The 14374-nt window shown below is 30.0% G+C and carries 11 protein-coding genes; 2 read left to right on the top strand and 9 right to left on the bottom strand.

All coding sequences use genetic code 11. From position 1 onward, the window contains the following. Positions 1-120 precede the first annotated feature (120 nt). From L1S46_RS22260 to L1S46_RS22285, 6 genes are all read right to left on the bottom strand, one after another. Positions 121-975, bottom strand: coding sequence for a PRD domain-containing protein (locus L1S46_RS22260; protein WP_012060690.1), 855 nt, complete (start codon positions 973-975; stop codon positions 121-123). A gap of 445 nt (positions 976-1420) precedes the next feature. Beyond that, positions 1421-2698, bottom strand: a complete 1278-nt coding sequence (locus L1S46_RS22265; protein ID WP_238900995.1) for a PTS sugar transporter subunit IIC — start codon at positions 2696-2698, stop codon at positions 1421-1423. An 85-nt stretch (positions 2699-2783) separates the two neighbouring features. After that, positions 2784-3686 (bottom strand): BadF/BadG/BcrA/BcrD ATPase family protein, encoded by a 903-nt coding sequence (locus L1S46_RS22270; protein WP_238900996.1) that lies wholly within the window; start codon positions 3684-3686, stop codon positions 2784-2786. A gap of 45 nt (positions 3687-3731) precedes the next feature. After that, positions 3732-4043, bottom strand: a complete 312-nt coding sequence (locus L1S46_RS22275) for a PTS lactose/cellobiose transporter subunit IIA (protein ID WP_012060693.1) — start codon at positions 4041-4043, stop codon at positions 3732-3734. 20 nt (positions 4044-4063) lie between these two features. Then, the gene (locus L1S46_RS22280; RefSeq protein ID WP_012060694.1) at positions 4064-4375 is read right to left on the bottom strand and encodes a PTS sugar transporter subunit IIB; all 312 of its coding nucleotides are present in this window, start codon (positions 4373-4375) and stop codon (positions 4064-4066) included. Between the two features lie 192 nt (positions 4376-4567). Next, entirely contained in the window at positions 4568-7318 is a 2751-nt protein-coding gene (locus L1S46_RS22285) for a sigma-54-dependent transcriptional regulator (protein WP_238900997.1), read from the bottom strand. 405 nt (positions 7319-7723) lie between these two features. On the opposite strand from L1S46_RS22285, the gene L1S46_RS22290 reads away from it, so the two are divergent. Then, positions 7724-8284, top strand: coding sequence for a CYTH domain-containing protein (locus L1S46_RS22290; protein ID WP_238900998.1), 561 nt, complete (start codon positions 7724-7726; stop codon positions 8282-8284). A gap of 149 nt (positions 8285-8433) precedes the next feature. Continuing rightward, on the top strand, positions 8434-10395 hold the full coding sequence (locus L1S46_RS22295; protein ID WP_238900999.1) for a fructose-1,6-bisphosphatase: 1962 nt from the start codon (positions 8434-8436) through the stop codon (positions 10393-10395). 304 nt (positions 10396-10699) lie between these two features. Here L1S46_RS22295 and L1S46_RS22300 read toward each other — a convergent pair whose 3' ends face one another. The 3 genes from L1S46_RS22300 to L1S46_RS22310 form a co-directional block, all read right to left on the bottom strand. Beyond that, positions 10700-11839, bottom strand: a complete 1140-nt coding sequence (locus L1S46_RS22300; protein WP_012060698.1) for an acyl-CoA dehydrogenase family protein — start codon at positions 11837-11839, stop codon at positions 10700-10702. Between the two features lie 109 nt (positions 11840-11948). Continuing rightward, complete coding sequence (locus L1S46_RS22305; RefSeq protein ID WP_238901000.1) at positions 11949-13502, bottom strand: acyl CoA:acetate/3-ketoacid CoA transferase; 1554 nt, start codon at positions 13500-13502, stop codon at positions 11949-11951. A 50-nt stretch (positions 13503-13552) separates the two neighbouring features. Next, on the bottom strand, positions 13553-14329 hold the full coding sequence (locus tag L1S46_RS22310) for a short-chain-enoyl-CoA hydratase (RefSeq protein ID WP_077855000.1): 777 nt from the start codon (positions 14327-14329) through the stop codon (positions 13553-13555). Positions 14330-14374 lie beyond the last annotated feature (45 nt).

Consider the following 14374-nt stretch of genomic DNA (forward strand, 5'->3'; position numbering starts at 1 on the left):
CGAAATTATTATATCACAAAGGGATGACTTATTTATTTTTTACAAATTCTGTTTATTCAACAACCTATTTATAAAAAAAAAATGGCTAACATGTTTTTATTAATATGTTAGCCATTTTAATTAGAGTTTTATTGTAGCTTTTCTAAATCTCTCTATATGCATTGCTAGATATGCTATTTCATCATCTGAAACTTTCTTTTCTAGCTTTAAAACTAATATTTTTGCTACACCCTTAGATACTTTATATGATAATTTATATTTTGATTTTATTTCTTTTATAAAGTCATTTTCAATAGATATGTCATCTAAAATTCTTTTAATTGCAAATCTCAAATGTGTGAGAAATCTGGCATAATCTAATGATGTTTTGTCTATTTTTATTTCAGTTTTTGCTTCTACGTATTCAATTATTGAGTTTATCAAATGTGTATTCTTTATAGTATTGGATAGCTTACCTGAATTTCTAGCAGAATGGATATGTAATGCTATGAATCCAATTTCTCCTTCTGGAATTTTTACCTTTTTTTCATTTTGTAAAACTTCCGCAACTTTTTCTGCTAACGAGTATTCTTGTGGATATAATGCTCTAATTTCCATAAGAAATGGATTCTCTATTTCCTCTTTGTCCGAAAGCCTTTTCACTGCAAAATTTAAATGATCTACTAATGCAACGTGTATTCTCTCATCCAAATTTTCCTTTAATTCATTTGCAACATATGATATCATCTTTTCGCATAGCACAAAAAATTCTTCATCAACATTTTCGATTACTTGTTTAAAGTTTCTTAGGTTATCCTCATCTTCAATAACAAATATCTTTTCAACCTCAGTACCCTTTTCAATGGTATCTCCAGACTTTCTACCGAATCCAATTCCCTTTGCAAAAAGTATTCTTTCCTTTCCATTCATGTTTACGGAAACTATATTGTTGTTATAAGATTTTATTATCGTTGCTGGATCAATAATTTTACTCATATGACCACCCTTTTTATTATTTATAGAACTTTCTAATCTTTAGCAAATCACTTATCATCTGAATTAATACATTATTTAGAAAATATAAATGACATTATTAATCTTATAAAACGATTCTATCATTAACCTTATTATTTAAATACTTTACTTATTTTTAGCCGTTAGTATCTATTATGATTCTTTTAAACCATATAAATCTAATATATTAATAATAGCTTAATATATTATTTATTGTAAAGCACAGATTTAAGAAATCTTAAGATATAAATAGAAAGCAGATTCCTAAGAATCTGCTACATTTCATAACTCACTAATATAATAAATGGACTAATATAAATATATTAATTAAAATTCCATTTATTACTCAATATTTAATATAGAGTATTAAGAATATTCTACTAAGAAACATTATAAATAACTATGCTAAAATCCTTTATTAAAATTCCTATTTTACATTTTCTTTTCTTAATTCTTGCCTTCCAGCAACATATACAAATGGAAGATATATTAATATACTTACAATTAAACAAATAAGAGCTGTAACTCCACCCATGATTGAGTTCGTAGATATGATTGCTCCCAAAATTGGCGGTGTCGTCCATGTTGCCATTATTGCTACCTTTGGAACAAACCCAATAACTGTTAATATATATGCTATGGTTAATGAAACTATAGGAGATAATATAAACGGAATAAAATAGATCGGATTTAAAACTATTGGTGCACCATATATTACTGGTTCATTTATATTAAATATTCCTGGTGCTATACCTAAATTTGCAATGGCCCTTTGTTGTGCACCTGCTTTTCTACCTAATACATATATTGCAATCAATAAAGCTATTGAGGTTCCTGCTCCTCCCATATTTACATATGAATCTAAAAATTGACTATTTAATATATTTTCTGGCTGTAATCCATTTGTTATTGCTTCTGTATTAGCTAAAAGTAATGGAAGTAATAATGCATTTATTACTGGTGCTAGTATATTTGAACCATGTAAACCAAAAAACCATAATACATGTACCAATAATACTATTACAAATACTCCTAAAAAGCTTCCTGCAATTAATTGTAATGGTTTCTGTAGAGTAAAGAATAATGCCTGATGTATATCTGGTACACTCATAACTATAAATAATTCCTTAATTCCCGCTGCTAATGCTAAAATTATTATTGTTGGTAACAATGCTGCAAATGATTTCGAAACTGCTGGTGGTACTCCACTAGGCATTTTTATTACTAATTTAGGATTGCCGATTAACTTTACGAAAATCTCTGTAGATACTAATGATACTATCAATGAAATAAATAAACCTTGTGCCCCTAAAAAAGTTAATGGAAATGCTCCTCCATCTGGTGTCGTTGCATATAGGATCATCGATGCCGCAACTGATACTATTCCAGCTCCTAAGCCATCCTTATCATACGATCTTGCTAAATGATATGATATCGTAAATACAACTAATATTGACATAATTGCATAAGAACCATTCCATATAGATCCTCCCCAGCTTTTCCAACCTGCTGGCAATAGCCAATCCATGAAATTTTGATACCATTGAAATCCTATATTATTGAACAATACTGCAAATGCACCGGCCATTATAATAGGTGTTATTGTAGCAAATCCGTCACGTATAGCTACTAAATGTCTTTGCGAACCAATCTTAAATGCAATTGGAACAAAGTGCTCCTCCATCCATTCAAAAAATTTATTCATAATTATTTCCTCCCCATATCTAAGATTTATTTGAAATAAAGTCAAAACTCATCCATGGCTCTATATAGTCTAGTATAATATTTACCTAAACATTACTTTCTCTCTTCGCTTTATTAATATAATAAGCACCAATTGTAGGTGAAATTTCATCATCTACTATATACTCAATAACTATATTTTCTCTTAGGTACTTTTCAAAAGATTTCCTTAATATCTTTGCTTTTCTTATAACCCCACCAACCAAGGCAATAGAGCAGCTTTCAAATTTTAATTTTCTATACACATTTATAACAGTCTTAGCCAAATCTATGCCTTCATTAACCAATATTTCTTCAGCTATCTTATTTCCTTCCTCGCCCAATATTGAAACTACTTCTGCCAAAGATGCTATCTCGTCCTTAGTAGAGGAATATACAAAAGTTACTACTTCGCCTATTGATTTAGCACCTAACCTTTTCATAATTCTCGTAGTTAATTCTGATTTGGGTAAAGAATTTTCTTCTTCAAATATCATTCTTTTTATAGCATCAATTGATATTTTATATCCACTCCCTTCATCTCCTAATAAGTTGCCCCATCCCCCACACCTTACACTTGAATTATTTTTAACTCCAAATGCTATCGATCCAGTTCCTGCTATTGTCAATATTCCATCATTCCCCCTTAACATAGCTTTTAGGGCTATTTCAGCATCGTTCATAAGTACACAGTCAGTCTTAAGTTCATTTTTTATTGTATCTTTTATAATTTTTGCATTATCTCCGACTTCCGATCCTGCAATGCCAAGATATAAATCTACAAGTTCGTCTTCTTTAAGAACATCTATTATTTCTCTTATTGAATCTACTATATTATTTAGTGCTTTTTCTCTATTATTTAGCAAATTTGCGAATCCTTTTACAGAAGTAACTATAATATTTCCTTGAAAGTCATAAGCTACTGCTTCCGTTTTTGTTCCTCCACCATCCACACCTATAATGTATTTCATATCATCACTACCTTTTCCTTAACATTAAGTAAATAAGTAATTAGGCTAACATATGTTGTTATTAAATTTTTCATGTATTTCTATAATTTCAACTGCCATAGACTTTAATGTCATACTAGTCATAAAGTGATCCTGAGCATGAATCATAAGTAAAGAAACTTCTGTTTTTTCTCCTCGTGCTTCCTTTTGTATTAAATATGTTTGAACATTATGTGCTTTTAATAATTCTGCTTCTGCTTGTTCAATTAATTTTCTTGCTCCATCTATATTCCCACTTTTAGCGCATTGAATAGCTTCCATTGAATAACTTCTAACTTCTCCGCTATGCACTATAAGATTCATTATTGTTTCTTCCACAATGTTTCTCTCCTTTTCAATTATTTATTTTTTATAAGATCTAGAGCTCTTTCTAAGACTTTTTCTCCATTCATTGTTCCATAATCAACTGTATTAATTACTTCTACAGATATATTCTTATCCGATAAATTAGCTTTAAATTTTGATAATAAAAATCTAACCTGAGGCCCCAGTAACAAAACATCTATCTTACCTATATATTCTTTAACATCTGCCTCTCCTACAGCTTTTATATTACATTCAATCCCTTTTTCTTCAGCTGCCTTTTCCATTTTCGAAACTAATAAACTTGTGGACATTCCAGCTGAACAAACTAATAATATATTCTTCATTTTTAACCTCTCCTTGGATATTTTTATTTACTAGCATTCATCTATTACACTATTATATAAAGCAAGTTTTATACCAATATTATATTTATACATAAATAAATATAAATCATCTCATAATCGCACAATTCATGAATCGAAGTGTGCAACTTAAAAAAAATAGTGTGTAATTTAACTTACACACTGCTTTGGCTCTTACACAGTAACTATATTTTCCTTAACAATTCTCACTATATAAGCGATCTCATTATCTCCTATATTTATATTATATACACGCTCCAAGTCTTTTAAAATTTTCTTAATCAATGAAAATTCACTATTATACATATGGCGATAATTTTCTAAATCTTTGAATTTTAATTCTTGACCACCATGCTTTAATTTATCTATAAGAAAAGTGATATGAATTAAAATTCCTATCTGTGCATCATGCTGAATTCTCACTTTTAAATTTTCTTCTATTTTTCTTATTACATCTCTAATATCTGAAAATACCTTTATTAAATTTAATTCATTTAATTCAATACTTAATGCTTTTCTAACTTTTAGAAAGTCATATTCAATGTCCACTAGATTCTCCAAATAGTTTATTCCCTCATTCAAGAAGACATCTTGTGCTGGTATAAATTGAACATCTTCAATAACTATGTTTATAGTTCCCACAACTGCTAATATTATAAACTTCTCTTTTAGCCTATTTACTTTTCTAAAAAACTCTTCCCTATCAGAAATATTAAGCGGTATAATTTTTACTTTTTCTATATTCTTTAAATTATTACCTATTCTTATCTTTATTCTTTCTGCTGCTCCTTCGCCTGTAAAGCATGTGGTTATTATAACTAGTTCTTTATTGTATTTATTGTCTTCCTTAGAAACTTGCATAGAGGACTTTCCAATATCTCTGCATAAATTATATATTGAATCCAAACTTCTCCCATTAAAAGCTTTACTTCCTGCCTCTATAACAGTTAGTGTTGTAACCATATCTATGGTTTTAATTTTTATTTCTAATTCATTACTAATTATATCTCCAAAGTTAACCAATGATCCCATATCAACAAGTAACAATATACCTTTTTCATTATATATTTCTTTAATTTTTTTCTTAGCTTTCTCTAGCATATCCTCAGCCTTCATAGTTAGTGGCATATCTAGAGCTTGCACATATTCTTCTCCTATTAAAGAATTAGCTACCTCAGCCATGCTGCTAGCTGTACTTGTTCCATGCATCATTACTAGAACTCGCGCCTTTTTCTCTAATTGTTCACTATTTTCATCATTACATGCAGCCAAAAACATAGTTATATAGCCTATTTCATCTAATGGGATATCTATATGAAATTCTTTTTCCGCAATTTTTATAATATCCATGGCCACAGCAAATTCTTCCCTATTTTCTACCCTTATAATATTAAGCTTAGGATGATATATCTTTTTTCCTGAATTAATCCTTTCGATGCTTCCCTGTAAATGAAGTGCTAACCCAAAATAAACTTTCTGATCAAAATCCCTATTTAACTTTTCAGATGCTATACTCAACATTTTTTCTGCAACTGTAGCTACTTTAATGTTTACAATTTTGGCAATCTCATCTTTTTTAACATTTGTTGTGATATTACTAATATATCTTCTAAAATATTTTTCCAAATCAATATTTAGAATATCATTTATTTCTGTCTCATTAATTCCTCGTGCCTTTAAGTTTTCCATCTTATTTTCTATTATCGAATAAAAACTTTTATTTTCCGAGCCTTCTATTTGATTTTCATGAAATTCAATATTTTTTAGTATACTATCTTCACTTGAAAATCTTAAAATATCAGCCATATCTTGAGATAAATTATCTATTTCTTTTCTGCATTCTCTAATTCTCATTATTCCTTTTTGAATTCTAGGTTGCAGATCACTTTTATCTACCAAAATATAATTATTTTTCTTAATCTTATAATTTAAAAATGCTTTAGCACAAGCTAATTGTATATCACTTTTTAATTGCCCTATATTATTAGGACAGTCATATAGTAAAAATGAAATAATCGCATTTTTACTAATATATATGCTCTTTCCGATTCTTATAGATTCTTCTGTTATGAACTCGTTTAAAAGAAGATATCTTTCCTCTAATTTTCTTTCTCTTAATGTCGGTAATACTATCACCATTGGAATTCTTCTAGTAAATGTTTTCAGAAGATATGACTGTGGATTCTCCGTAGTAGCTGCTATAATCTGCACTTCAGATTTCACCTTTTTCTCAGTATCTCCAAGCTGCCTAAAATATCCCTTATCTATAAAAGTAAATAACATTTCTTGCCCCTGTGGTGATAGCCTGTGTACTTCATCCAAAAAGAATATTCCTCCATCAGCTTTCTTTAACAAACCTTCTCTATCAGTATCTGCCCCCGTAAATGCACCTTTTTTTACTCCAAATATTTGTGCCACAACTAACTGAGGATTATCTGAATAATCGGCACAATTAAATCTAATAAAAGGAGCTTCAGCAGCTATTATTTTAGAGTCTTTAGCAAAATTGTACATTGCTTCTGCAAATAGCGATTTTCCTACACCAGTTTCACCCAAAATAAGAGCATGTAAGCCTCTAGGAGGATATAATATTGCAGCTTTCGCTTGCTGTACAGGTAATTTAAGTGACTGATTTGAACCTATGAGCATTTCAAGGCTATCTATATTTTTCACGATTATGTCCGATTTATTTTTAATTGAATTCATTTCATTCTTGTAACTTTTGATACTACTATAGATAACTGGTCGTCCTTCTTTTTTATTTATCCTTTTTTCCTTATATAATTGGTTTAAATACCTACTTATATTTGTTCGGTCTATTCCTATATAAAATCCCAGTTCATCTGCTGTTATTCCTCTTCCTTTGATCTTTTCAAGCTCAATAAGACTCTTTATTACTTCTTCCTTTCTAGGTAATCCTTTCATTTAATATTATCCCCCACTCATAAGTAGTCCACATTAAAAACATAAAATTTGTCCTTATAACTTTTAACCTACTATATAAATGCACCTATATATATTGTCCCATGTTTTTCGCTTTCTAAGATACATTTGAAATTTTCCTTTGAATTCTTCTACATAAATCTTTGTGAAAATATAACTGGATACTACCAGTTTTGAATTCATTATATAATAATATTTTTATTTCTTGCAACCATATTCTTCATATTATTATAATTGTTTAGATAATTCTGACTCTACTATAAATATGCCATATAAATCAATTTTACTAGCACAACTTTTAAAATTGCTATATTATATTATTATATAAAAATAAATATCTACTCTTTTTAAGTATTATTTATTAACTTTAACTAAGGAGGCTATTCTATGCAAGAGTTAGAAACCAGGATCGTTGATATTGATGTTGAAAATATAAGGAAAATTTTATTATCAAATGGTGCTGAAAAAGTTAAAATGGAAGATCAAGTAAATGATATATATGATTTTGAAGATGGACGTCTTTTAGATAAGAAAGGATATGCTAGAATAAGAACTATAAATGATATGATTAATAATAAAATCGTGTATTTTATGACTACCAAAAAAATGCTATCCCAGGGCAGATTTAAAGTCATGGAAGAAAATGAAGTTATAATTGATAACAAAGCTATGGGAGAAGGTATATTTAAATCTCTTGGATTAGTTCTGAAAGAATCTAATAAAAAATATAGAGAAAGCTATAAATTACTTGATTGCTTAATTGAAATTGATATTAATGACAAGAGTTTTTGTCCCTTCCCATATTTAGAAATTGAAACTACATCGGAAGAAAAATTGGAAACAGTAGTGAAGTTACTTGGATATACATTAGAAGATACAACCTCTCAAACAATATACGATATATTATCTGAAAGAGGATTGCTTAATAATGTCCCTAAAGGAATATAATTAAGTTTTTATTCCATTAACTGTAAATTTACTATGGAATTATAAGTTTATATAATGTAAAATATACATAGAGATAGGTATACTTTTAAAATGAAATTTGTTTAGTTTACTTTTAAACTAAACTTTTTTTCTTATAAAAGGAGGATGTCATGGAAAAATATGATGACATAAAATATTTAAGTCTGCTTGCTAAGCAATATCCTACTATTGCAGCGGCATCAACTGAAATAATTAATTTAGAAGCTATTTTAAATTTACCTAAAGGTACAGAACATTTTTTAGCTGACCTTCATGGTGAGTATGAGCCTTTTGTTCATGTATTAAAAAATGGTTCAGGGGCTATAAAGAGAAAAATTCAAGAGGTATTTGAAAATTCTTTAATGGACTGTGAAAAAAGAAGTTTAACCACACTTGTATACTATCCTGAACAAAAATTAGAGATTGTTCTAAGAGAAGAAAAAGATATAAATGATTGGTATAAAATTAATCTGTATAGGTTGATTGAATTATGCAGACATGTATCTTCTAAATATACAAGATCTAAAGTAAGAAAAGCGCTACCTCCAGATTTTAGCTACATTATAGAAGAATTATTACATGAAGAATCTGATAATAATGATAAACAGGGTTATTATGATGGGATAATAAATACTATTATCGAAATTGAACGAGCCCAAGAGTTCATAGTGGCTCTATCTAAATTAATACAACGACTAGTAATAGATAGATTACACATAATCGGAGATATATTTGATAGAGGTCCTAGACCAGATATAATCCTCGATACCCTTATAAATTATCATTCTGTTGATATACAATGGGGTAACCATGATATATTGTGGATGGGTGCTGCCTCAGGTAATACTACATGTATAGCAAATGTTTTAAGAATAGCAGCTAGATATTCTAATCTAGACGTCATCGAAGATATTTACGGTATAAATTTATTACCTCTTGCAACTTTTGCACTTAAGCACTATAAAAATGATAATTGCATAGCTTTAGTTCCTAAAAACACAGATGAAACATTATATGGAGCCTCTGAAATTGAGCTTATTTCTAAAATGCATAAAGCCATAACAATTATTCAATTTAAACTTGAATATGAAATTATAAAAAGAAGACCTGAATTTAATATGGATCATAGATTACTTTTAGATAAGATAAATTATAGTGATGGCACCATAACTTTAAACAATATAACTTATGAGCTTTGCGACAAAAGTTTCCCTACAATCAATATTAATAATCCTTTTGAACTTACGAGTGATGAAAAAAAATTGGTTTCTAAGCTTCAAATTTCATTTATAAATAGCGATAAATTGCAAAAGCACGTTCTATTTTTATTTAATAAAGGAAGACTATATTTAACTTATAATTCTAATCTTTTATTTCACGGCTGTATTCCTTTAAATAAAGATAAAACTTTTAAAAGTATGACTATTCATGGTGAAGAGTATAAAGGAAAAAAACTTCTAGATAAATTTGATTCTTTAGCTAGAGAAGGTTATTTCAGTACTAGAGGCAGTGCTGAAAAATTATATGGTATTGATATAATGTGGTATTTATGGACTGGAGCCTGTTCTTCTCTTTTTGGAAAAGAAGATATGACAACTTTTGAAAGATACTTTATAAAAGACAAAAGTACACATAAAGAAAAGAAAAATCCCTACTACAATTTTAGGGATTCTGAAGAAATGTGTAATATGATTTTTGAAGAATTTGGATTAGATCCATCTGAATCACGAATAATAAATGGACATGTTCCAGTTAAAAATAAATTTGGAGAAAACCCAATAAAGTGTAATGGAAAACTGATAGTTATAGATGGTGGCTTTGCTAAAGCTTATAGAAGTCAAACTGGCCTCGCAGGATACACATTGACTTATAATTCCTATGGACTTCAGCTAATATCTCATCAACCTTTCAAATCAATTGAAGATGCATTTAGTAAAGAAACGGATATATTATCTTCAACACAAATAGTAGAAAAACTAGACAGAAAAAAAGTTGGTGATACAGACATAGGAAAGGAGCTTAAAAATCAAATTAAAGATTTGAAATTATTGCTCAAAGCCTATAGAAAAGGATTAATAAACGAGGTAAGATAGCAGCCATTATCTTACCTAAAATCTAAATATGTAGAAGAAATTTATTTCCTACTAGTCTCTAACTAAAATTAGATCAATAAGTTATATTCAAAATCTTCATTAAAGACCACTTGATTATAACCTATTGATCTGATTATTTTTTATTGCACTTTTACTTCACTTTATTTAATGCTAATTATTCAGCGCGCCTTATTTCTTCAAATTGAGCTATTAATTCTTGTACTGCTTTAGTAAGATTACCAACTATTGCATGGCAACGATTTTCATTATTTAGGTATAATTGTTTTCGTCAATAGCCTGTATCCTATCTAAATATATTTCCGCTTATAATGAGTTTTTGTATCTCATTTGTGCCTTCATATATTTGAGTTATCTTAGCATCCCTCATCATTCTCTCAACATTATATTCTCTCATATAACCATTTCCACCTAACATTTGCACAGCCTCAGTTGTTACGTGCATTGCTGCATCTGTACAAGCTAGTTTTGCTTTAGCTGCAGAAACTGAGTAAGGCTTTCCTTCTTGTTTATCCATGGCAGCCTTATATACCATGTATTTAGCTTGCTCTATTTCAAGCTCTAACTCTGCCATTTTGAAAGCTAAATATTGATTTTTCCATAAAGGTTTTCCAAATTGCTCTCTTTCCTTCATATATTGCTTAGCTACTTCAAACGCTCCTTCTGCTATTCCAAGTCCTTGAGCTGCAACTCCTATTCTTCCTCCATCAAGAGTCTTCATTGCTATTCCAAAACCTTTGCCCTCAGCTCCTACTAAGTTTTCAACTGGAACCTTACAATTTTCAAATACAAGTTCTGAAACTTGTGCTGATCTTATACCACATTTATTCTCAATCTTTCCTATAGAGAATCCTTCGAATTCCTTTTCAACTATAAAAGCTGATAATCCTTTTGCTCCTTTGCTCTTATCAGTTAATGCAAATACTAAGAATGTTTCTGATAAAGGTCCATTTGTGATAAAGCATTTTGCACCATTTAATATATAATACTCACCATTCTTATCAGCTGTTGTTATACATCCACCTGCATCTGATCCTGCATTTGGTTCAGTTAATCCAAATGATCCGAATTTTTTTCCTGACAAAATGTCTGGAAGATATCTTTTCTTTTGTTCTTCAGATGCTGCATTAATTATTCCTCCTGAACAAAGAGAAGTACTTACTGAATATGAAATTCCTAATGAACCACTCACTTTTGATATTTCTTCAACTGCTAAAACATAAGATAAATAATCTCCACCAGTTCCACCATATTCCTTTGGATATGGAAGCCCTATCAATCCTAATTCCCCCATTTTCTTATAAGTGTCTATTGGAAATTCTCCACTTTCGTCATATGCAACTACTTTAGGTTTAATTTCGTTTTCTGCAAATTCCCTTACCATTTTCACTATTTTTTCTTGTTGCTCTGTTAAATTAAAATCCATCTTTTAAATCCCCCTTGTAATGTATATCTTTTTAATTCAAATATAATTTGAATTTTCAATAGGTACCCTATCTTAACGCTTAGAGCCCTTAATTTTATATAAAATATATTTACTCCCTTAATCCCATCAACTTATCATAAAATATTCTTCCATTCATTAGTCTAGGTACTCCATCCATTTTAGGTTTGAAATCCATTAAATCCAATACATCCTTTTTTAGATCTATCCCAGGCGCTATTTCTGTAAGGTATAATCCATCTTTCCTTAACTCAAATACTGCTCTCTCAGTTATATACATAACTTGTTGATCCATCCTTCTTGCATAATCTCCACTAAATGTAATTTGCTCTACATCCTTAATGAATTTTTTAGCTCTTCCTTCTTGTTTAATTTCTAATTTGCCATCTCCTGTTACTACTTTTAAGCCTCCTGCAGTGAATGTTCCACAAAATAACACTTTCTTAGCATTTTGAGTTATATTTATGAATCCACCACATCCAGCAATTCTAGGCCCAAACTTACTTACATTCAAATTTCCATGTTCATCAACCTGAGCTAGTCCTAAAAATGCTATATCGACGCCTCCACCATCATAAAAATCAAATTGATATGGCTGATCTATAATAGCTTCTGGATTTATACTCGCTCCAAAAGCTGTGCATCCTTGTGGTATACCTCCTATTGGACCGGCTTCTACAGTTAATGTCATATATTCACCAATTCCTTCTTCATTCGCAACTAAAGAAATAACTTCTGGTATCCCTATACCTAAATTTACTACCGTATCTTTCTTTAATTCCATAGCTGCTCTTCTCGCAATCATCTTTCTCTCATTTAATTGAGCTTTTTCTACACTGTTTAATGGAATTCTCATTTCACCTGTTACTGCTGGATTAAATGGGCATTCGAAGGATTGTTCATGCTCTTCGGGAGTTGAGATTACAACCGCATCTACATATATACCTGGAATTTTTATAAGACGTGGGTCTAAAGATCCTGCTTCAACTACTTTTTCTACTTGAACTATTACTTTTCCGCCATTATTCTTACAAGCTTGGGCTATTGACGTATCCTCAAGTGTAGCTATTTCTTTTTCTAATGATACATTACCGTATTCATCTGCAAAAGATCCTCTTAAGAAGCAGACATTAACTGGAATTGATTTGTATAATAATTTTTCTTCACCTTCTATATTTATTAGCTTTACTAGATCTTCTTTTGTTTTTTCATTTAATTTTCCACCACTAATTCTTGGATCCACAAATGTATTCAATCCAACGTGAGTTATTGTCCCAATTCTTTTTCCCGCAATATCTCTAAATAATTGAGAAATTGTCCCTTGTGGTAGATTATAAGCTTCTATTTTATTTTCATTAATTAACTTTCCAATTTTCGGTGCTAAATTATAATGACCTGCAACCACTCTCTTAAGTAAGCCTTCGTGGGCATAATGATCTGAACCTTTCCCCTTACTATCGCCTTGTCCTGCTGCATGAAATAAAGTTATATTTTGCGGATGATTTGTTTCAATGAAACGTTTTTCTAAAGCACAACTAAGAGTTTCAGGTGCACAACTACCAACAAATCCGCCAGTTACTAACACATCTCCATCCTTCACTATTTGTACTGCTTCGCGACTTGTTAAAACTTTTACTTTTCTCACCTATATTCAGTCCTTTCAAGATTAATTAACTGTCCTAGCGTCTTAATCTTTTAACATCCTTTAAATAGAGCCTTTCTTTTTTCTATAAATGCACTCATTCCTTCTGTTTGATCATCAGTTGAAAAACATAATCCAAATAGGTCTGCTTCAAATGCATAGGCTGATTCAGTATCCATATTTAAGCCATTATTTATTGCTGATTTAGCCAAGCTTACTGCAAATAATCCTTTTTTCATTATTTTTTGAGCTAACTCAATAGTTTTTTCCATTAGTTCTTCTGGTTCGTAAACTTTATTAACAAGACCAATTCTATAAGCTTCTTTTGCATCTATCATATCTGTAGTAAATATCAGTTCTTTAGCTATTCCTTTTCCAACTAATCTTGGTAGCCTTTGAGTTCCCGCAAAACCTGGAATTATTCCTAATCCAACTTCCGGTTGTCCAAATTTAGCATTGGTAGAAGCTAATCTTATATCACACGCCATTGATAATTCGCATCCTCCACCCAATGCATAACCGTTTACAGCAGCTATAACAACTTGTGGCATATTTTCAATATTAGAAAATACCTTTTGAGCTAGCTTAGCCATCTCTCTTCCCTCTATTGCACTTTTACTTTTCATTTCTGTTATATCTGCTCCAGCTACAAAAGCCTTTTCTCCTGATCCTGTTATGATAACAGTATATATATCCTTTCTTTCTGATATATCATTTATTACTTGTCCTAGTTCCTTGAGTGTTTGTGTATTTAATGCATTAAGTGACTTAGGTCTATCAATACAAATCACTGATATCCCATTTTCTTCCTTTACCTTAATATTTTCCATTTAATATTCCCCCTTCAAGATATATTGTATTTATATTAATATCTT

Source organism: Clostridium sp. YIM B02500 (genome assembly GCF_022324665.1).
GTDB classification, from domain to species: Bacteria; Bacillota; Clostridia; order Clostridiales; family Clostridiaceae; genus Clostridium; species Clostridium beijerinckii.